Origin of the sequence: Ferrimonas sediminicola, from assembly GCF_005116715.1 — a bacterium.
GTDB classification, from domain to species: Bacteria; Pseudomonadota; Gammaproteobacteria; order Enterobacterales; family Shewanellaceae; genus Ferrimonas; species Ferrimonas sediminicola.
The window spans coordinates 48,151-69,320 of the sequence record NZ_SWCI01000006.1 but is presented as its reverse complement, the minus strand read 5'-3'; the positions used below and the strand labels follow the sequence as shown (position 1 = coordinate 69,320).

Annotated in this window: 16 protein-coding genes; 7 read left to right on the top strand and 9 right to left on the bottom strand. The window is 62.7% G+C overall.

Annotated elements, in window-relative coordinates; genetic code table 11:
• Positions 1 to 292: 292 nt before the first annotated feature.
• The 4 genes from FCL40_RS10850 to FCL40_RS10835 all read left to right on the top strand — a co-directional run bounded on the left by FCL40_RS10850 (position 293) and on the right by FCL40_RS10835 (position 4,967).
• Positions 293 to 988: a tRNA1(Val) (adenine(37)-N6)-methyltransferase gene (locus FCL40_RS10850; RefSeq protein WP_136853326.1), complete on the top strand. Its 696-nt coding sequence runs from the start codon at positions 293 to 295 to the stop codon at positions 986 to 988.
• A 7-nt stretch (positions 989 to 995) separates the two neighbouring features.
• The gene (gene srmB / locus FCL40_RS10845; RefSeq protein ID WP_136853325.1) at positions 996 to 2,213 is read left to right on the top strand and encodes an ATP-dependent RNA helicase SrmB; all 1,218 of its coding nucleotides are present in this window, start codon (positions 996 to 998) and stop codon (positions 2,211 to 2,213) included.
• A gap of 8 nt (positions 2,214 to 2,221) precedes the next feature.
• On the top strand, positions 2,222 to 2,818 hold the full coding sequence (locus FCL40_RS10840; RefSeq protein ID WP_136853324.1) for a TatD family nuclease-associated radical SAM protein: 597 nt from the start codon (positions 2,222 to 2,224) through the stop codon (positions 2,816 to 2,818).
• 115 nt (positions 2,819 to 2,933) lie between these two features.
• Positions 2,934 to 4,967 (top strand): PAS domain-containing protein, encoded by a 2,034-nt coding sequence (locus tag FCL40_RS10835; protein WP_136853323.1) that lies wholly within the window; start codon positions 2,934 to 2,936, stop codon positions 4,965 to 4,967.
• Here FCL40_RS10835 and FCL40_RS10830 read toward each other — a convergent pair.
• The 5 genes from FCL40_RS10830 to FCL40_RS10810 all read right to left on the bottom strand — a co-directional run bounded on the left by FCL40_RS10830 (position 4,942) and on the right by FCL40_RS10810 (position 11,889).
• Positions 4,942 to 5,667, bottom strand: a complete 726-nt coding sequence (locus FCL40_RS10830; protein ID WP_169307083.1) for a DUF481 domain-containing protein — start codon at positions 5,665 to 5,667, stop codon at positions 4,942 to 4,944. The two genes, FCL40_RS10835 and FCL40_RS10830, sit on opposite strands and share 26 nt — an antisense overlap.
• Positions 5,668 to 5,867: 200 nt before the next feature.
• Positions 5,868 to 6,935 carry a class II fructose-bisphosphate aldolase gene (fba, locus tag FCL40_RS10825; protein ID WP_136853321.1) on the bottom strand — a complete coding sequence of 356 codons (1,068 nt, stop codon included), beginning with the start codon at positions 6,933 to 6,935 and terminating at the stop codon, positions 5,868 to 5,870.
• Positions 6,936 to 7,021: 86 nt separating this feature from the next.
• Positions 7,022 to 8,200, bottom strand: a complete 1,179-nt coding sequence (locus FCL40_RS10820; RefSeq protein ID WP_136853320.1) for a phosphoglycerate kinase — start codon at positions 8,198 to 8,200, stop codon at positions 7,022 to 7,024.
• Between the two features lie 25 nt (positions 8,201 to 8,225).
• Complete coding sequence (gene epd, locus FCL40_RS10815; protein WP_136853319.1) at positions 8,226 to 9,245, bottom strand: erythrose-4-phosphate dehydrogenase; 1,020 nt, start codon at positions 9,243 to 9,245, stop codon at positions 8,226 to 8,228.
• A gap of 277 nt (positions 9,246 to 9,522) precedes the next feature.
• Positions 9,523 to 11,889: a phosphoketolase family protein gene (locus FCL40_RS10810; protein WP_136853318.1), complete on the bottom strand. Its 2,367-nt coding sequence runs from the start codon at positions 11,887 to 11,889 to the stop codon at positions 9,523 to 9,525.
• 193 nt (positions 11,890 to 12,082) lie between these two features.
• Between FCL40_RS10810 and FCL40_RS10805 the strand changes: the two genes are divergently transcribed.
• The gene (locus FCL40_RS10805) at positions 12,083 to 12,559 is read left to right on the top strand and encodes a DUF2947 family protein (protein ID WP_136853317.1); all 477 of its coding nucleotides are present in this window, start codon (positions 12,083 to 12,085) and stop codon (positions 12,557 to 12,559) included.
• Here FCL40_RS10805 and FCL40_RS10800 read toward each other — a convergent pair whose 3' ends face one another.
• From FCL40_RS10800 to speE, 4 genes are all read right to left on the bottom strand, one after another.
• Positions 12,560 to 14,347, bottom strand: a complete 1,788-nt coding sequence (locus tag FCL40_RS10800; protein ID WP_136853316.1) for a hypothetical protein — start codon at positions 14,345 to 14,347, stop codon at positions 12,560 to 12,562.
• Between the two features lie 160 nt (positions 14,348 to 14,507).
• Complete coding sequence (gene tkt / locus FCL40_RS10795) at positions 14,508 to 16,499, bottom strand: transketolase (RefSeq protein WP_136853315.1); 1,992 nt, start codon at positions 16,497 to 16,499, stop codon at positions 14,508 to 14,510.
• Positions 16,500 to 16,654: 155 nt separating this feature from the next.
• The gene (gene speA / locus FCL40_RS10790) at positions 16,655 to 18,553 is read right to left on the bottom strand and encodes a biosynthetic arginine decarboxylase (protein WP_136853314.1); all 1,899 of its coding nucleotides are present in this window, start codon (positions 18,551 to 18,553) and stop codon (positions 16,655 to 16,657) included.
• A 14-nt stretch (positions 18,554 to 18,567) separates the two neighbouring features.
• A complete protein-coding gene (gene speE, locus FCL40_RS10785) occupies positions 18,568 to 19,428 on the bottom strand; it encodes a polyamine aminopropyltransferase (protein WP_136853313.1) in 861 nt (286 codons plus the stop codon).
• A gap of 292 nt (positions 19,429 to 19,720) precedes the next feature.
• Here speE and FCL40_RS18590 point away from each other — a divergent pair, with 292 nt between their 5' ends.
• Both FCL40_RS18590 and metK read left to right on the top strand, forming a co-directional pair.
• Positions 19,721 to 19,876, top strand: coding sequence for a hypothetical protein (locus tag FCL40_RS18590; protein ID WP_169307082.1), 156 nt, complete (start codon positions 19,721 to 19,723; stop codon positions 19,874 to 19,876).
• Positions 19,877 to 19,980: 104 nt separating this feature from the next.
• Complete coding sequence (gene metK / locus FCL40_RS10780) at positions 19,981 to 21,132, top strand: methionine adenosyltransferase (protein ID WP_136853312.1); 1,152 nt, start codon at positions 19,981 to 19,983, stop codon at positions 21,130 to 21,132.
• Positions 21,133 to 21,170: the final 38 nt, after the last annotated feature.

Below are 21,170 nucleotides of genomic sequence, written 5' to 3'. Positions count from 1 at the left end.
TGGGTTACACTCAATCTGCTGTTTTTCCCTCTTATTCTGAGGGTTTTCTAACCAATCGTTTGGTAAAAGCGAATGTCCGTGGTTAGTTTCTCGTCCTTTTCCGGTAAGCGCGATTCAATGGACCATCGGATCGCAGCGACAGTTAATACCGCAATTGAGTACAATACACAATGCCCTCACCATAAATTGAAACCAAGTCAGACCATTTGATTAACATATCGGTTTTATTAGAGACACAGGCTTTTGATACCGAATCTGGTAAAATCCCCGCCTTGGGTTTCAGGGGCTGCTCATGGGCTTTAGCTTTAAACAGTTTCATATTGACGACGACCGCTGCGGCATGAAAGTCAGCACCGATTCGGTGCTGCTGGGCAGCTGGGCCCGGGTCGCGCAACGGGGGAGAACACTGGACCTGGGGTGCGGCTCCGGCCTGCTGGCCCTGTGCTGTGCCCAGCGAAGCGGCGGCACAGTGGACGCCCTGGAGATCGATCCGGATGCGGTGCACCAGGCGCGACAGAATGTCGCCGCCAGCCCCTGGTTTGACCGGGTGCAGGTGCACCAGGGGGATCTCAGGTGCTGGAGCCAGTCCCACGGCGGAGGCTACCAACACCTGATCAGCAACCCGCCCTATTTCGAGGACAGCCTGACCGCCCCCTGCCCCAAGCGGGCCCAGGCGAGAGCCGGGCTGAGCCTGGCCGAACTGCTCGGTGCCATAGAGCGGCTGCTGGCCCCTGAGGGTCATGCCAGCCTGGTGCTGCCGGCGTCCAGCCAGGCACGGCTGCAGCGCGAGGCAGAGGCGGTCGGCCTGAATCTGACTCGGCTGACCCGGGTCAGCACGACCCCGGCCAAGGGGGACAAACTGATTCTGGTGGAGCTGGCGCGAAAGCAGGCCGGCTGCCCGACACAACACCTGGTGATTCATCGTCAGGATGGCGGCTACTCCGACGAGTACCGCGCCCTGACCACCGATTTTTATCTGAAGGGATAGACCCCAAATGAGCTTTGATAACCTGGAGCTGGACCCCCGGCTGCTGAATACCGTCACCAAGGCGGGCTACACCACTCCCACCTCGGTACAGGCGGAGGTGATCCCCCTGGCCATGGAGCAGAAAGACATCCTGGCCAATGCCCCAACAGGGACCGGCAAGACCGCCGCCTACCTGCTGCCGGCGATCCAGCACCTGCTGGATTTCCCCCGCCGGGATCCCGGTCATGCCCGGGTGCTGGTGCTGACCCCCACCCGGGAGCTGGCCAGCCAGGTCAAGGCGTACGCCGACAAGCTGCTCTCCGGCCTGGGCCTGACCACCGGCACCCTCACCGGAGGGGTGGACTACAACCAGGATGACGAGATGCTGGGCAAGAACCTGGATCTGCTGGTGGCCACCCCGGGACGGCTGATGGATTACATCGAGAAAGAGAAGGTGGCCTGCCGCGATGTAGAGATCCTGGTGATCGACGAGGCGGACCGGATGCTGGACATGGGCTTCGGCCCCACGGTGGACCGCATCGCCGCCGAGGCGCGCTGGCGCAAACAGACCCTGCTGTTCTCGGCCACCCTGGAGGGTAACGCGGTGGAGGGCTTTGCCCGGGAGCTGCTGCAGGAGCCGGCCCGCATCAACAGTGCCCCCTCCCGCCGGGAGCGCAAGAAGATCGCCCAGTATTACTACCGGGCCGACGACGCCGGCCACAAGCTGGCCCTGCTCAAGCGGCTGCTGGCGGACGAAACCTGCACCAAGGCGGTGATCTTCGTCCGCACCCGCGAACGGGTAGAGAAGCTGATCGCCCAGATGGACCGGGCCGGCATCCGCACCAACTGCCTCAAGGGCGAGATGCCCCAGGCCAAACGCGACGCCGCCGTCTCCCGCTTCCGTGACGGTCAGATCAAGGTGCTGATCGCCACCGACGTCGCCGCCCGGGGACTGGACATCCAGGGGATCACCCATGTGATCAACTATGATCTGCCCCGCCACGCCGACACCTATGTCCATCGCATCGGCCGCACCGCCCGGGCCGGCGCCAAGGGGATCGCCATCTCCATCGTCGAGGCCCACGACCATCCCTATCTGGGCAAGATCGAGCGCTACGTCGGCGAGCCGATCCGCCGCCGGGTGTTCCAGGACCTGAAGCCCCAGACCAAGGAGCCCAGCGCTCCGAAGAAGTCCAAGAAGCCCGCCACCAAGGCGAAGAAGCCCAAGAAGCCGAAGAGGAAGTAGGACCGAAGATGAGCCAGCTGGTCTACGACATCCGCGACAGCCGTTACATCAACCTGACCGGGCGCTGCACCCTGCAGTGCGCCTTCTGCCCCAAGCACAACGGCAGCACCCAGGTCCATCAGTATCAGCTGAAGCTGGACCGCCAGCCCGGGGCGGAGGAGATCATTCCCCTGCTGGGACGGGTGACCGAGTTCGACGAGATCGTCTTCTGCGGTTACGGCGAGCCCACCCTCAACCTGGAGGTGCTGCTGGCCATCGCCCGCCACGTCAAGGCCGAGGGCGGCCGCACCCGGGTCAACACCGACGGTCTGGGCAACCTGTTTCACCGGCGCAACATCCTGCCGGAGCTGGGGGAGTGCATCGATGCCCTCTCCATTTCCCTCAATGCCCAGGATGAGGCCACCTACCAGCGCCACTGCCGTCCCCGGCTCAAGGGCAGCTACGACGCGATGCGCGCCTTCCTGGCTGAGGCCCCGACCCACATCCCCAGGGTCAGCGCCTCAGCCATCGACGGCCTGGAGGGGGTGGATATCAGGGCGTGCCAGGCGATCTGTGATGAGGCCGGGGTCACCTTTAGGCACAGAACCCTGGACGTGGTAGGCTAGGGCCGTGGTCCGCTGATTACATGAGTGATACAGTGAGGCAAATTCGTCCCAACCCTAGTTTGACATGACACCGAAACTCTCCTCGTTACTGGACTCTCTGCCGGAATTGAGCAGCATGGGACGCCGTGTGGATACCCTGTGGGGCCAGATCGCCGTCATCGTCTGCCTGACGGCGGTGGTCCTGGGGTGGGCCTTCGGCGTCAACCTGGAATCCCAGCGCGAACAGCTGGGAAACCACAGGTTCTCCGAGGTGCAGCTGTTCAGCGACCGGGTGTCCGACCGCCTGCTCTCCCTGCAGGCCCGGGGCCAGGCGATCGCCCAGCTGGGGGTACTGCGCTTCCTGCTGGATGATCCCGAACTGGACAAACCGTTGCTGCAAAACTACCTGCAGGGTCTGTCCAACAAGTTTGAGGCGATCGAGGCGATCGAACTCTACGACGACCAGAACCGGCTGGTGGTCGGCACCGAGCTGAATCAGCTCAGGGGCTATGCCGGCCAGGCCGACAACCAGCCCGCCATGGGCGAGGAGATGGGGCGCTACTCGCCGCTGATGCTGGACAGCAAACATCACCGCATCGAGCACTGGCAGCGGCTCCCCATCCCCCGCAACCCCCATGGGGTGGCATACGCCGCCATCTATTCGGACCTGATTCCGGTACTCAGCGCCTTCTACCGCACCGACCCCATGGGCGAGATCCCCCTGGTGATGCTCGACCTCCAGGGCACCCCCCTCAAGCTGTCCCACACCGGTGGCAGCGTGCGCCTCTCCCCAGAGGAGCGGGCCAGTTACCAGGCGCTGTGGCCGGAGATTCACGGCCAGCAGTTCGGTCAGCTGACCCTGGGAGAGCGCCACTACCTCTACCTCAAGGTGGCCGCCGGCCACTTTGAACCCTTCTACCTGGTCTCCTCCTTCGATGACCATGATCTCGAACTGCTGGCCCGGGATCACCGCCGCCTGCTGGGCGCCTCCGGGCTGGTGCTGGTGCTGTTCCTCTGCTGGCTCACCATCCAGAAGCACGGCCTGCTGCGGCAACAGGGCCACTTCAAGCTGGCCATGGACATCACCGAGCAGCTCTATCAGCATGCCGGCAGTACCCTGCTGTTCACCACCTCTGGCAAGCTGCTCTCCGGCAACCCCTCCGCCCTCAAGCTGCTGGGACTCAAGGGGGGCCGTCACGGCGCCCTGTGGTTTGCCAAGCTGTTTGACTCTCCCCAGGCGCGCAAGGGGTGGGAGATCGCCCTGGAGCAGGGGCGTTGGAGCGGTCAGTTGCCCGCCCGGGAGATGCAACACTCCCTGGACGTTGAGCTGTGCCACACCCAGGGCGAGGGCCACTACCCTCTGGTGGTTGCCAACCTGCATGCGCTCACCGACGAGGAGGAGGCTTACCGCACCCTGTCGCGCACCCCGGTCGGACTGGCACTGCTGGACAGCAACTACCGCCTGGTGCTGAGCAACCGCGCCTTACAGTCCATGCTGGGACTGGACGCCGACGCCTGCAAGAAGCTGAGCCTGACCGATCTGGTGAGCCTGCCGGAGGGAATCACCCCCAAGGGGATCACCGCCACCCTGGGCAGGGACGAGGCCTGGGAGGAGCGGGTGTGGCTGGCCACCGCCAACCAGGGCATCCTGCCCCTGCTGGCGAAGATCGTCGCCAGCGACGAGCGGGGCCAGCTGGTGCTGACCCTGATGTCGCCGGTGGAACCCTCAGTGGCCGTGGCCGGGCTTAGGGAGCTGCGGCTGTTCTACCGCCGGGCCGAAGCCCCGGCGGCATTGATCCGCATCACCCCTCACCATGAGATCACCCCGCCCCACGAAACCCGGCAGATCAACCAGTGTCTGATCCGCCAGCAGCTGGCCACCCTGGTGCCCAAACACAGCTGCATCGCCCAGGCCGGGGATCACATCCTGCTGCTGGTCTCCAACAGCCGCCCCCAACAGGTGGAGGCGATCGCCGCCGAGATGGCCGCCCGCTTCCGCGGCACGCCGCTGACCCTAAAGTTCAGTGCCTGCTGGCTGGATGGGGAGATGGAGTTGAACGACGCCCTGGCGCTGATGCGCCAGGGGGAGGGGGCCGTCCACGGCGATCTGGTGTGGGCCGCCGACGGGCCGGATTATCACACCGTCAGAACTTATACAGGAGAGTCATAGAGGTCTCGGTATCCAGAGACTCCTTGGCATCCACGGGCTTGGTGGTGTGCTTGACGCTGAAGGCAAACTTCATCGCCAGCGATCCCACCAGGCTGGCGGTCACCGAGGACTCCGCCTTGGTGATGGTGGCGTTGCCCGACAGGCTGACATCCGACGCCAGCTTCTGGCGAAACTCCGCGTTGTCTGAAAAGGCCCACCAGAAATCCAGGTTGGCCCGGGCGATGATCGACGACTCGTTGGGCTCCCCTGGCGCCTGGACGGGATCCACCCGCTTGTAGCTGTAACCCGGACCAATCTCGCCATCGAGATGGATCTTGTTGCCTTGATAGAGTCGGCGGCCCACACCGGCGGCGGCGGTGGCGACGTAGTGGTAACCGGAGAACTTGTCGATGTCATTGGAGGCAAAGCCAAACAGGTAGGCGTGCTCGCCGAAACGGTAGTTGCTCTGGGCCTCCGCGTAATAGCGCTCCTTGGACACCTGCTGGTCATCCTCCACATACAGGGCTTCCAGCAGGTAGCGATTTTCAAACTTGCTGAGCCAGTGCTTGTACTCCACCTTGCCCTTGACCGTGGTCACTTCGCTGTTACCCGTGGTATTGGAGAAACCCAGTTCGGCATTGCCTACCGGGGCGGTGGCATCCTCGGCCAGGGCCGAGGCGGAGACGACCACCAGGGTGATCGCCAATGTAGTTTTGTTCATCATCCAATCCTTACTACTGCATCCCTTAACGGCGTGTTGACCCTGGGTCATCACTTTTGTGCCAAACTCTCACCCCCAGGGGGCAACACGCCCTGGCATTCCGCCCCGGCCAGGGGGCGAAGATGTGACAAAGTTAACACAACGGCCCATAAAAAACGCCCGCGAATGCGGGCGTTTTGCTGACATTGGCTGAATTCGCCTTAGATGTGGACCTTGGGATCCAGTTCACCGGTCTGGTAGCGCTTGTACATCGCCTGCAGCGACAGGGGCTTCATCTTGGAGCCCATGCCGGCACAGCCGAACGCCTCGTAGCGATCGGTACAGATCTGGGCCATGGCGTCCATGGACGCTTTCAGGAATTTGCGAGGATCAAACTCGGAGGGGTTCTCCGCCAGGAACTTGCGTACCGCACCGGTGGACGCCAGGCGCAGATCGGTGTCGATGTTCACCTTGCGAACGCCGTGCCGGATCCCCTCGACAATCTCCTCCACGGGCACACCATAGGTCTCGGGGATGTTGCCGCCGAACTCGTTGATCACCGCCAGCCACTCCTGGGGAACGGAGGAGGAGCCGTGCATCACCAGGTGGGTATCGGGGATGCGGGCATGGATCTCCTTGATGCGGTCGATGCGCAACACGTCGCCGGTCGGTTTCTTGGAGAACTTGTAGGCGCCGTGGCTGGTACCGATGGCGATGGCCAGGGCGTCCACCTTGGTGGCGGCCACGAAGCGGGCGGCCTCCTCAGGATCGGTCAGCAGCTGATCGTGGCTGAGCACGCCCTCGGCGCCGACACCGTCCTCTTCCCCGGCCATGCCGGTTTCCAGGCTGCCCAGGCAGCCGATCTCGCCCTCGACCGACACGCCACAGGCGTGGGCGAAGGCAACGGTGCGCTGAGTCACCTGGACGTTGTAACCATAGTCCGCCGGGGTCTTGCCATCCTCACGCAGGGAGCCGTCCATCATCACCGAGCTGAAGCCCATCTGGATGGAGCGCTGACACACGTCGGGAGAGGTACCGTGGTCCTGGTGAATACACACAGGCACGTCCGGGTACTGCTCCAGGGCGGCGTTCATCAGGTAGCGCAGAAACTGGGGGCGGGCGTACTTACGCGCACCGGCGGAGGCCTGCACGATCACCGGGGAATCGGTGGCTTCGGCGGCCTGCATGATGGCGCGCATCTGCTCCAGGTTGTTGACGTTGAACGCCGGCACACCGTAGTTGTGCTCCGCGGCGTGGTCCAGCATTTGGCGCAAAGAGATCAGTGCCATGGAAAAAGCTCCTGTTGTAGATGTAAGGCTTATTAGGCGCGCTATCCCGCGCGCCTGAATTCGTTGTTATTGAGGTGTTAAACCGGTCAGCCCTGGGCGCGCTGCTCCAGGATGGCCACCGCCGGCAGCTGCTTGCCTTCCAGGAACTCCAGGAAGGCGCCGCCACCGGTGGAGATGTAGGAGACCTTGTCGGCGATGCCGTACTTATCCACGGCCGCCAGGGTGTCACCGCCACCGGCGATGGAGAAGGCGTCGGAGTCGGCGATAGCGCGGGCGATCACCTCGGTGCCCTTGCCGAACTGATCGAACTCGAACACACCCACAGGGCCGTTCCAGACGATGGTGCCGGCAGACTTGAGCACCTCGGCCAGGGCGGCGGCGCTGTCGGGACCGATATCGAAGATCATCTCGTCGTCGGCCACCTCGGCTACCGGCTTCAGGGTCGCTTCGGCGCTCTCGGAGAACTCCTTGCCCACCACCACGTCGGTGGGAACCGGAATGTCGCCGCCTCGGCTCTGGGCCTGGGCGGTCAAGGTGTTGGCCTGCTCGATCAGATCGGCTTCAAACAGCGACTTGCCCACCTTGTGACCGGCCGCGGCGATGAAGGTGTTGGCGATGCCGCCCCCCACCACCAGCTGGTCCACCACCTTGGAGAGGGACTCCAGCACGGTCAGCTTGGTGGACACCTTGGAGCCACCGACGATGGCCACCAGCGGGCGGGCGGGGTTGTCGAGGGCCTTGCCCAGGGCCTCAAGCTCACCGGCCAGCAGCGGACCGGCACAGGCGACGGGGGCAAACTTGGCCACACCGTGGGTGGAGGCCTGGGCACGGTGGGCGGTGCCGAAGGCGTCCATCACGAACACGTCACACAGGGCGGCATAGGCCTTGGACAGGGTTTCGTCATCCTTCTTTTCACCCTTGTTAAAACGGACGTTTTCCAGGATCACCAGCTCACCCTCGGCCACCTCGACGCCATCCAGATAGTCGGTGGCCAGCCGCACCGGACACTCCAATACCTTGCCCAGGTAGTCCACCACGGGCTGCAGGGAGAACTCGGCGGCGGGCTCACCCTCGGTGGGGCGGCCCAGATGGGACATCACCATCACCTTGGCGCCCTGCTCCAGGGCCAGCTTGATGGTGGGCAGAGAGGCACGGATACGGGCATCGGAGGTGACTTTACCCTCCTTCACCGGCACGTTCAGGTCCTGGCGAATCAGCACTCGCTTCCCGGCCAGGGCCAGATCCTTCATCTTGATAACGCTCATGGTTATTCCTCTTAAAGTGATTAAATCAAAGCTGTTGTTGTGCCGACATTGCCAGGCTGGTGTCCAGCATCCGGTTGGCGAAGCCCCACTCGTTATCACACCAGATCAGTAACTTCACCAGGTGGCCATCCGCCACCCGCGTCTGGGTCCCATCCACGATGCAGGAGTGGGGATCGTGGTTGAAATCACTGGAGACCAGTGGCGCTTCAGTATAGTCCAGGATGCCTCTGAGCCGGCCCCGGGCCGCCTCGGACAGGGTGCGGTTGATGCTGTCAATGTCGACTCGCTGCCTCAGGGTCAGCGACAGGTCCATGGCGGTGACGTTGATGGTCGGCACCCGCACCGCAATGGCCTCAAATTTGTCTGCCAGATGGGGCAGTATTCTCTCTATGCCGCGGGCCAGCCGGGTGTCCACCGGAATGATGGACTGGCTGGCGGCACGGGTCCGACGCAGATCGTCGTGATAGGCGTCGATCACCTGTTGATCGTGCATGGCGGAATGGATGGTGGTCAGGGCACCACGCTCTATGCCAAAGGCTTCATCCAGCAGGGTGATCACCGGCACCGAGCAGTTGGTGGTGCAGGAGGCGTTGGACACAATTCGGTGTTCCGGTTTCAGTTTCGCCTCGTTGATGCCGAACACCACGGTGGCGTCCACATCCGGTGCCGCCGGATGGGAGAACAGCACCTTGCCCGCCCCCGCCTGCAGGTGCAGGCTGGCATCGTCCCGGCTGCTCAGTTTGCCGGTGCACTCCAGCACGATGTCCACCCGGAGCCGCTTCCAGGGCAACTGACGGGGATCGGCGCAGTGCAGCAATTCGATACAGTCCGGCCCCACCCTCAGGCCCCCCGGTTCCAGGCGGACACACTGGGCGAAACGGCCATGGGTGGTATCGAACTGGGTCAGGTGGGCGATCGCCTCCGGCGAGGCCAACTCGTTGATGGCCACGACCTGTATCTGCTCCCTCAGCCCGCTCTCGTAGAGCGCCCGCAGGGTAGAGCGGCCGATGCGGCCAAATCCATTGATGGCGACCCGTATTGTCATCTGTTCACTTCATCGGTTTTACAGCGGCGGCCATTTTATCCCAGAAAGCGTCGCGCCCCAAAGGCTTATGCCCTCGGCAACGGGGAGTTGAGACCCTCAGCAGGTAAGTAAAAGACAGGACTCCGCCACCAAATGAAAAATTGCTACACCACTCTGGCGTGAGTTTCGCCCAAAAACCGATAAAACACCCCGGAAAGGTAACTCACTGCCGATTTTGGTGGAAAGTCACTTCAAAAAAAGAGGGCCATAAGGCCCTCTTCTGATCAGTCACTGTGGATTAGCGAGACCAAACCCAATCGGTGATCTCCTTGGGATCCACACCATGCTCCTTGATGTAGTTCTTGTGGTCCACCAGGCGCTGCAGCATGTCGGTGGTGATCTCAACGTGCTGGGCATCGGTGATCACGCCCTGCTGGAAGGCCTTGTAGGCCATGTCGATCACCAGGTGGTAACGGGAGGTGCCGTTACGCACACCCATGTCGAATGGGGTGGTGGTGGACCCCTCTTCCACGTAGCCCTTGACGCGGCAACGCTGGATGCCGGGGTAGTGGAACAGCAGCTTGTGGATGGTGTTGGGGTAACCGTGGTAGTTGATCACAACGCCCTTGTCCTTGGTGAAGAACTCATCCAGCAGGGTGGGGTTGCGACCATACTTCAGGCTACCGATACCGTCGGAGGTCAGCTCGGAGATGTTGACGAAGCGAACCTTCAGGTTGGGCAGCAGTTCACGGATCAGAACCAGGGCGGCCATACACTCCTGGGTCACGTAGTCACCGCAGGAAGCCAGTACCACGTCCGGGTTTTCGTCGGAGGCGAAGTCCCAGGTCATGATGCCCTCTTCCGCCTGCTTCTTGGCCTCTTCCAGGGTCAGCCACTGGGGCAGATCCTTCTTACCGGCCACGATGACGTTCAGCTTGTCGCGATCATCAAACGCCTTCTCGGTGTAGCACAGGGTGCTGTTACCGTCGGCAGGCAGGTAGGCGGACACGATGGTGGGGTGCTTCTCCAGCATGGCGCCCAGCAGAGAGGGGTTCTGGTGGGAGTAGCCGTTGTGATCCTGGCGCTCCAGCAGGGAGGACAGCACCACGTTGCAGGAGGGCACAGGCTTGCGGAAAGGTACGCCCTGAGAAGCGTAAACGTACTTACAGTACTGGTCGCACATGGAGGACACCACCTGGGCAAACGCTTCGTAGGTGGGGAACATGCCGTGGCGGCCGGTCACGGTGTAACCGTGCAGCATACCAAACAGCAGGTTCTCGGACAGCAGCTCCATGACGCGGCCGTCGCGGGACATGTCGTTGTCCCACTCCTTGATGGGCCACTGCCAGGCACGGCTGGTCTCTTCGAAGACCGCCTGCAGCTGGTTGGAGTAGGTCTCATCGGGGGAGAAGATACGCAGGTTCTTCTGTTCGGCGTTGAGGCGGAAGGCGTCACGCATCCACTCGCCCATCTTGTTCATGGACACACCGCGCTGACCGCGGGGGGTCTCGGAACCGTAGGACAGCGCCTTCAGGTCAGGCTTGTTCAGCGGACGAACCACCTCACCACCGTAGGACAGGATCTGGCGACCGATGCGCAGATCTTCACGGGGGATCAGCGACAGGATGTCGGCGTCGAAGTTGATGGAGCCATCTTCGGCGATGCTGTACAGCTCATCGAACTGGTAGCTGGCCATCCACTCGTTCAGCAGACGCAGGTGCTCGGGGTCCTTGGCACAGTTGTTGATGATAACCTGATGGGAGTCGCAGTTGCCCTCCAGCTTCTTGCCATCGGCTTCCTTGGTACCGGTCCAGCCTTTGGCGGTGCGCATGGCGATAACGGGCCACTTGGGCTTGCACACGTCTTCGCCGTTGCGGGCACGGGTCTGGATGTCGTTGATGATCTCGTAGGCGCGGTCCATGGCTGTCGCCATCTGGACATACACGTCCTCCTCTTTCTCATCGTCAACGAACAGCACTTCGTAACCCAGGCCGGTGAACTCCATGCGAATCTCTTCGTCGTCCATACGACCCAGACGGGTAGGACCGGAGATCTTGTAGCCGTTGATGTGCAGGATCGGCAGAACCGCACCGCAGGTCTTGGGATCCAGCAGACGGTTGGCGTACCAGGAGGCGGCCAGAGGTCCGGTCTCGGACTCACCGTCACCCACCAGTACCACGTTGATCAGGTCGGGGTTGTCCAGGGCAGCACCGTAACCCACGGCCAGAGAGTAACCCAGCTCACCACCTTCCAGGATCTGGCCGGGGGCTTCGGGGTTGGCGTGTGAGGGGTAACCGTAGGCTGCGGAGAACTTTTCACAGATCTGTTTCATGCCCGCTTCTTTATACGGGATGGTCTCGGGGTAGAAGTGAGACAGAGAGCCTTCGATAAACAGGTTGGCCTGTACGGCAGGGAAGCCATGGCCTGGGCCGACCAGGTAGAGGAAAGGACGGTTGTGCTTGCAGATCAAGCGGTTGATATGAGCGTAAACGAATGCGATGCCGGGGCAGGTACCCCAGTGACCGAGAAGACGGGGCTTGATGTCTTCATGCTGCAGGTCACGTTGCAGCAGGACGTTTTGCTTCAGGTAAATCTGAGCTACAGAGAGAAAATTGCTTGCGCGAACCAGTTTTTTCAGCGCACCAATTTCTTTAGCGGTTGCCATAATTACGTTGCTCCCTTACAAGTGATGCCTAAAGTTACATCGATATCCGAACGCGTTTTGTGACACGGACCCAACTTTTGTGAAATTAAATTACAAAAGAACGAAATTTAAAGACTGGTCGTCATTTCAAGGCGGCTGAATAAGGGTAGACCATCTGGTAGAGTGTGCGGACTTATCGAACCGGACCGTTTCAATGAAGTACAGCGACTTTGACCAGTACCCCTACCAATGGGTATTCAAGCGCCAGGATATGGCGGTGTCAGATCAGGATCTGACCCAGATCCGCCCCCTGACTCCCAGGGCCGCCGACGAGCTGTGGCAGGCGCAGATCAGCAAGAACAGCAACCACTGTACCGACCTGCGCAAAGGGGACTGGGCCCGTAACCAGCAAACCTGGCAGGAGACCCTGGGCTGGGAAGCCGCCTTCGACAGCGACAGCCGCGAGCTGCCCGACGGGGTGGAGTCCTTCCTGGGCTGGGATGACAACACCGTTATCTGGGTCTGCTACGGCAGCGACCATGTGGTGGAGAGCAACTGGGGCGTGTTTCGTCGCAACTGGAAGTGCTTCCTGTTTGCCGATGAAGCGGCGCTGATTATCGGCAAGCGCCGCCGCCAGGCCCTGTTCTTTGCCGATGAGCACAACCTCAAGCTGGGCATCCGGCCCCATTAGTCAGGGCGGCCCACCCCTGCGCAATACCCTGGCCCAGATGGCGAAGGCCCGATGCCAGTCCGGCCTGGCATACAGGTACAGCTGGTGGGCCAGCACCCGGTTCACCCTGGCGTCCCAGGGGGACAGCTCCAGCCAGTCGTAGCCCAGGGCGACCTGCTCAAAGCGGTCGCTGATGCCGCTGCCATCCACCCCGAAACTCATCAGCCCGGGGGGGCGATAGATCACCTCAGTCAAGGTGTTGGCCAGGCACTGGAGCTCTCGGCCAAGATCCGCCAGCCCCATCTGGTGCGCCAGCAGCAGGAACCCCACATCCAGGTGGCCGTGGTTGAGGTCCTCCGTCACCTCCCTGTCCGCCCCATTGGGATCGAACGCATAGCTCCAGCGGCAATGGCGCGGCGACTGCCGGCTGACGTTATCTCGCAGGAACCTCAGCAACTCCCCTGCCTTGGCGCGCAGATCGTCGCTGTCGCCGGCGTGCCGGTAGGCCAGCAGCATGGCGGTGCCCATGGCCAGGCTGTGGTTGTAGGGCAGCGGCCTGGTAAACAGGCCGTCGTCGCCGTAGCTGTCGTTCTTGTAGTTCACATAGTGGTAGCTGCCGGGAATGGCGCGGTTCTTGGTGTTGCTGTAGGAGCTGTCGTGACTGCGGATGATCAGCAGGGCCCGCTCCAGGAAGCGGTCCGCCGCCGCCATGAACCCCTGCTTGTGGTGGGTCTTGATGTGATCGACCACCCGCAGAATACCACTGAGGATCATGCCGTCGCTGAGCACCTCAGACCGCCAGCCCCGGAAGGCTCGGCGCCAGCCGGGCACCGCCGTTCCCGGATGGTTGAGGTAGTGCTTGGGCGCCACCTGGTAGGGCTCGGCGGTCAGGTCCAGCTCTCCCCTGGCCACGCGCTGTTCATCGGAGTAGGCCAGCATATGTTCCGCCAGCTCCACCGCATAGGTCAGGTAGCGGTCGTCGTCGAAGGCCGCCGCCATGTCCACATAGGCGCGCAACCAGTAGTGGCCCTCCCAGGCCAGGCGGTTATGATCATTGCCGTCGGAGAGAGTCATCAGTGGACGGGCATCCGGATACCGGGCGGCAAACTGGCTGTCCCACTCCTCCTGGGAGTCGATATGGGGCCTGGGCAGGGGCTGGGGCCGGGTCACCTCCAGCCAGCCGGACGGCACAGCGCCCACCAGCGTCAGGCTCCGAGACCGGGTACCGCGCTCAACCACCCCAAGATCGCCGTCAAAACTGTAACTGCGGGAGTTGTCCTTGTTGTGGCCGTCGAACAGCATCAGGGCCCGCAATCTTCCCGGCTGCGCCTCTCCGTCCAGCTGGTAGAGCCGGTCCCAGCGCAGCAGCTTGGGATCCAGTCGGCCCATCACCACCTCCCGCTCCGCCTGGGAGTCCGACACCCGCACCCGCCCCGATTGCAGCTCCACCAGCAGATAGCGGAATTGGTAGGGCGCCAGGCCGGTAACCGAGAAGGGCTGGCCCAGCAGGCGGCCGAACACCCGCCCCGGACCGTAGCCGATGAAATCGCCGCTGGCAGCGTCGCTGATCAGCACCGTGTCCACCTGCTGCTCCTTGGCCACCGGCTCAAGCCAAGCCAGGATGCGGTGCCACCCCTCGGGCGACCAGCGCTGCACCAGGCCGTAGTCCTCGATGCCGTCGAAGTGGACCGCCCGGCCATGGGCGCCGGTGAGCAGGTCGCTGTCCGGCACCGCCGGGAGGGATCCCGCCCACAGGGCGGCAACCGTCAGCCACCGGATCAGGATCCCTCCCCCGACTCTCCGCCCCATACCCCAGCCCAGCCCAGATGCCCATCGAAGTGACAAGTGTAGACAAGGGAGGGCCGCCCCCGCTGCGGTAAAGCCGTGTCTCTCCGGACTAGGCAATCCACCCTGCGGATTTCGGGCAAAAAAAATCCCCCGACCAGGCGGGGGATTCTCTCAGCGTGGCTTACAGGGCGTTGGCCGCCTCCACCACCTTGTCGACGGTGAAGCCAAACAACTTGAACAGCTCATCGGCAGGGGCAGACTCGCCGAAGCTGGTCATGCCGATCACCTTGCCGTTCAGGCCCACATACTTGTACCAGTAGTCGGCGATGCCGGCCTCGATGGCCACACGCTTGCTGATGGCGGCCGGCAATACCGACTCCTTGTACTCGGCGCTCTGGGCGTCGAAGGCATCGGTACAGGGCATGGACACCACGCGCACCGCCCTGCCCTGACCCTCCAGCACCTGGGCCGCTGCCATCGCCAGCTCCACCTCGGAGCCGGTGGCGATCAGGATCAGCTCGGGGATGCCGGCGCTGTCCTTGAGCACGTACCCCCCCTTGGCCACGTCGGCCAGCTGCTGGGCGTCACGGGCCATGGGCGCCAGCCCCTGACGGGAGAAGATCAGCGAGGTGGGGCCGTCGGTGCGCTCGACGGCGTGCTTCCAGGCCACCGCGGACTCCACGGAGTCACAGGGGCGCCAGGTGCTCATGTTGGGAGTCATGCGCAGGGAGGCGATCTGCTCCACCGGCTGGTGGGTCGGGCCATCTTCACCCAGGCCGATGGAGTCGTGGGTGTAAACGAAGATGGAGGGCTGCTTCATCAGTGCCGCCATGCGCACGGCGTTGCGGGCGTACTCCATGAACATCAGGAAAGTGGCGCCGTAAGGCTTGAAGCCGCCGTGCAGGGTGACGCCGTTCATGATGGCGCTCATGCCGAACTCACGCACACCGTAGTGGATGTAGTTGCCGGAGGCGTCAGCCGGGGTCACCGACTGGGAGCCGCTCCACAGAGTCAGGTTGGAGGGGGCCAGGTCGGCGGAGCCACCCAGCAGCTCGGGCAGCATGGGACCGAAAGCGTTCAGGCAGTTCTGGGACGCCTTGCGGGTAGCCACCTTGGTGGCGTTGGCCTGCAGGTCGGCGATGTAGGCGGCCGCCTTCTGTTGCCAGTCGGCGGGCAGGTCACCGGCCAGGCGACGCTTCAGTTCGGCGGCCAGCTCCGGGTAGGCGGCGGCGTAAGCGTCGAAGCGCTGGTTCCAGTCGCCCTCTCTGGCGGCGCCCACTTCGTTGGCGTCCCAGGCCTGCTTGACGTCGGCGGGGATCTCGAAGGGGGCGTGGGTCCAGTTCAGGAACTCTCGGGCGGCAGCGATTTCGGCGTCGCCCAGGGGGGCGCCGTGACAGTCGTGAGAGCCGGATTTGTTGGGGGAGCCGAAGCCGATGATGGTGCGGGTGCAGATCAGGGTGGGCTTGCCGGTTTCCGCCTTGGCGGCTTCGATGGCAGCCTTGATCTGCTCGGGGTTGTGACCATCGATGTCACGGATCACGTGCCAGCCGTAGGACTCGAAACGGGCCGGGGTGTCATCGGTGAACCAGCCCTCGACGTGACCGTCGATGGAGATGCCGTTGTCATCCCAGAAGGCGACCAACTTGCCCAGTTTCAGGGTGCCGGCCAGGGAGCAGGCTTCATGGGAGATCCCCTCCATCAGACAGCCGTCGCCCATGAACACATAGGTGTGGTGATCGACGATCTCGTGGCCGTCACGGTTGAACTGGGCCGCCAGCACCTTCTCGGCCAGGGCCATGCCCACGCCGTTGGTGATCCCCTGTCCCAGGGGGCCGGTGGTGGTCTCTACGCCGGGGGCGTAACCGTACTCGGGGTGGCCCGGAGTGCGGGAGTGCAGCTGGCGGAAGTTCTTCAGGTCGTCGATGCTCAGATCATAGCCGCTGAGGTGCAGCAGTGAGTACAGCAGCATGGAGCCATGGCCGTTGGACAGAATGAAGCGGTCGCGGTCTGCCCAGTCGGGATTGCCCGGATTATGCTTCAGAAAATCGCGCCACAGCACTTCGGCAATGTCCGCCATGCCCATGGGGGCGCCGGGGTGACCGGAGTTGGCTTTCTGGACAGCATCCATGGACAGGGCACGGATCGCATTGGCTAGCTCTTTGCGAGATGACATCTTGGCTCCAACTTGTATATGTAGGGGTTTTGCTCCGTAAATCTGGTGGCATATTTTCGCCATTTGTGACCCCCTTAGCAAATCATTCCCATAAAAAAACGGCCTTTCGGCCGTTTCAGATAGGGATACACTCTGAAAAAGCGCGTTTTTCCCTGTCAGGACTCCAGGTAGGTGTAACCCACCAGCCCCTGTTCCAGATCGATCAGCGCCTGCTCCCGGCGCCCCTCGTCCAGGTTGCAGCACTCCAGGCGGGCCCGATAGCGCTCCAGCATCCAGTCGGGATCCAGGTTGACGTACTCCAGCACCTCGTTGACCCGGGTTCCCGGCAGGTACTCCACCACCTCGATCTCGCCGTCGTCCTGCAGCTTGATGTCCACCACGTCGGTGTCGGCAAACAGGTTGTGCATGTCCCCCAGGATCTCCTGGTAGGCCCCCACCATGAAGAAGGCCACATGGTAGGGGTGCTCGGCACTCCAGGTGGGCATCGGCAGGGTGGTCTCGATCCCCTGGCCATCCACATACTGGTCGATGGTGCCGTCCGAGTCGCAGGTGATGTCCAGGATCACCGCCCGCCGGTCCGGCTTGCTGTCCAGGCCGGACAGGGGCAGCACCGGGAACACCTGATCGATGCCCCAGGCATCGGGCAGCGACTGAAACAGGGAGAAGTTCACGAAGAACTTGTCCGCCAGCTTCTCGTTCAGCTCATCGATGATGGGCCGGTGGGAGCGGTTCTTGGGTGACAGCTCCTTGGACACCTCGTAGCACACCTGCAGGTGCACCTGCTCCGCCCAGGCGCGCTGGGACAGGTCCAGCAGGCCATAGTTATACTTGGCGTGCACATCCGCCAGGTCGTTGACCGTGTCGTGGTAGGTCTCCCCCAGGGCGCGGGCATCGGTGTGCTCACGCACCTCCTGCAGGGTCTGCCACATGTTCTTCAGCACCAGCGGCGCGCCGCCTCCGGGCGGGGGCAGGGTCTCGGGCTCGTAGGCCTCCACCCCGATCACGTCACCGATCAGCACCGCGTGGTGGGCGGTCATCGCCCGGCCCGACTCGGAGATCAGCCGGGGGTGGGGCAGGTGGTACTGACGGCACACGTCGCCGATGGCGTACACCACGTTGTTGGCGTACTCCTGCAGCGAGTAGTTCACCGAGCAGTTGCTCTGGCTGCGGGTGCCCTCGTAGTCCACCCCGAGACCGCCGCCTACGTCCACCGTAGTGATGGGCGCGCCCAGCTTGCGCAGCTCCATGTAGAAGCGGCCGCACTCGGTCAGCCCCTTCTGAATGTCACGGATGTTGGCGATCTGGCTGCCCAGGTGGAAGTGCAGCAGCTGCAGGCACTCCAGCCGGCCGGCCGCCCTCAGGGTCTCCACCAGCTTGAGGATCTGGGCGGCGGAGAGGCCAAACTTGGACTTCTCGCCGCCCGAGGCCTGCCACTTGCCCTTGCCCTGGGAGGCCAGGCGGGCCCGCACCCCCAGCAGCGGCGACACGCCCAGAGCCTCGGCCTCCTCCAGCACCAGCTGCAGTTCGGACATCTTCTCGATCACCAGGAACACCTGATAACCCAGCTGCTGACCTCGCAGGGCCAGGCGCACATACTCCCGGTCCTTATAGCCGTTACAGACGATCACCTGGGCACTGTCCTGGGCCATGGCCAGCACCGCCAGCAGTTCCGGCTTGGACCCCGCCTCCAGCCCCAGGGACTGGCCGCCGCCCGCCAGCAGCTCCTGCACCACGGTGCGCTGCTGGTTCACCTTGATCGGGTACACCGCCAGGTATTGCCCTTGGTAACCGTACTCGCTGATGGCGGTGGTAAAGGCGCTGCACAACCCCTGAACCTGGGAGTGCAGGATCTGGGGAAAGCGCACCAGCATCGGCAACTGGGCACCCCGGTCCTGGACCAGCTGTTCGGTCAGCCTGGACAGCGACAGGCTGATCTCCGGGTTGGCCGGGTTGGGGCGCACCTCCACCTGGCCTTCACTGTTTACCCCATAGTATCCCCGCCCCCAGTAGGGGACGTTGTACAGCTGATGGGCGTCGCGACTACTCCAGCTCAATGGCCTCTCCTCCGTCAGCTCACCTTGGCCAGGCGATCCACCAGGTATTGCGGCAGGGCGAAGCTGCCCAGGTGGATGCCGGGGTTGTAGTACCTGGTGGCGATGCCGGCCTCGGCAAAGCGGGCAGAGAGGGTCTCCAGGTCCACCTTGCGGGCCTCGGCGTTGTCGGTCGCCCAGGCGAAGCTCATCACACCGCCGATGTAGGTGGGCACCGCCGCCACGTAGAAGTGGCGGTCACCGAAGTAGGGAGCGAGCCGCTGGTAGGTGGTCTCGGCCTCACCCTGCTGCATGAAGGGTACGCCATTCTGCGCCACGAAGATGCCGCCGTCGGTCAGGCACTGCTTGCAGCCCCTGTAGAAGTCGGACTCGAACAGGGCCTCTCCGGGGCCGATGGGATCGGTGCAGTCGGAGATGATCACATCGAACTTCTCCTGGCAGTTCAGCACGAACTCCTTGCCATCATTGATGACGATCTCCACCCGGGCATCGTCGAAGGCTCCCTGGCTGTGGTTGGGCAGGTGCTCCTTGCACATCTCGATGACGGTGTTGTCGATCTCCACCTGCACCACTCGCTCCACACCCCGATGCTTGATCACCTCACGCAGCATGCCACCGTCACCGCCGCCGATGATCAGCACCTTCTTGGCGCTGCCGTGGGCCAGCAGAGGCACGTGGGTCAGCATCTCGTGGTAGATGAACTCATCGGCTTCGGTGGTCTGGATGATGCCATCCAGGGCCATCACCCGGCCAAACCGCTCATTCTCGAAGATGATCAGTTCCTGGTGCTCGGTCGGCGCGCGAAACAGCACCTTATCCATGCCGAACTCCTGGCCATAACCAGGGTAGAGAGTTTCTTTGTAGTGCTTGTCGCTCATTGCGCTGTCTCCGAACCAATTCGTGACTGCCCCGGTTGCCGGGCAGGCTCATGTAGAAAGAGTGTAGATAAAACGGAGATTGAGGGTCGCGACCCGGACCCGAAGGGTCCGCAAGAGGGGGATATCATCATAGTTGTGCTAAATCCTACCGGGTGCCGCTTCAACAGGGTGTATCACGTTGAGCGGCTTATGCCACGAGAACCATAAAACCTCAGTTTATTGAAATCTGTTTGGGGCCAGTTGCCTCCGAGCGCTTTATACCCCCTTTGCCGGGATTGCGCCAGAGAAACCGATGAAGAAATTTTGGGCTGAGGAGTTTCTCACCACTATAGCCGTCAGCCGCATGGAATCGGTGCTGGCGGAGAGCGGATGTAACGCTCATTTCACGGCCAAGGCAAAAAAATACCCCCGACATCACTGGATTTTGGGTGGCAAATACATAAAATAGCCGTCTAGATGTAGATGCGTCCAACCAACCGTTCCAGAGCGTTGTGTGCTTAATGGTTGAAATTCCGCATCTTTCCCCTATTTCCAATGTGAGAGTTGATTGCCATGGCACGTCATCTGTTTACCTCTGAGTCCGTCTCTGAAGGCCATCCCGATAAGATCGCCGACCAGATCTCCGACGCCGTCCTGGATGCCATCCTGGCCCAGGACCCCAAGGCCCGTGTGGCCTGCGAAACCTATGTGAAGACCGGCATGGTGATGGTCGGTGGTGAGATCACCACCTCCGCCTGGGTGGATATTGAAGAGATCACCCGCCAGACTGTCCGTGACATCGGCTACATCCACTCCGACATGGGCTTCGATGCCAACTCCTGTGCGGTCCTGTCCGCCATCGGTAAACAGTCCCCCGACATCAACCAGGGTGTGGACAAGACCGATCCCCGCGAGCAAGGCGCCGGTGACCAGGGCCTGATGTTCGGCTACGCCAGCAACGAAACCGACGTGCTGATGCCCGCCCCCATCACCTACTCCCACCGTCTGGTGAAGCGTCAGGCGGAAGTGCGCAAGAACGGCACCCTGCCCTGGCTGCGCCCCGACGCCAAGTCCCAGGTGACCTTCGCCTATGAAAACGGCAAGATTGCCGGTATCGACGCCGTGGTCCTATCCACCCAGCACTGCGACAGCGTCTCCACCGAGGATCTGCGCGAAGCGGTGATGGAAAACATCATCAAGCCGGTGCTGCCCACCGAGTGGATTAACAAGGACACCAAGTTCTTCATCAACCCAACCGGTCGCTTCGTGATTGGCGGCCCCATGGGCGACTGCGGCCTGACCGGTCGTAAGATCATCGTGGACACCTACGGCGGCATGGCCCGTCACGGTGGCGGCGCCTTCTCCGGTAAGGATCCGTCCAAGGTTGACCGCTCCGCCGCCTACGCCGCCCGCTACGTGGCCAAGAACATCGTGGCCGCTGGCCTGGCCGAGCGCTGTGAAATTCAGGTGTCCTACGCCATCGGCGTGGCCGAGCCGACCTCCATCAGCATCGAAACCTTCGGCACCGGCAAACTGCCGGAAGAGAAGCTGATCGAGCTGGTACGTCGCCACTTCGACCTGCGCCCCTATGGCCTGATCGAGATGCTGAAGCTGGAGCGCCCCATCTACGCGCCCACCGCCGCCTACGGTCACTTCGGCCGCGTCGAGTTCCCCTGGGAGCAGACCGACAAGGCGGAAGTCCTGCGCGCCGACGCCGGCCTGTAATCCGGACGGCTCAGCCAGACCGAAGAGGTGCCCAAGGG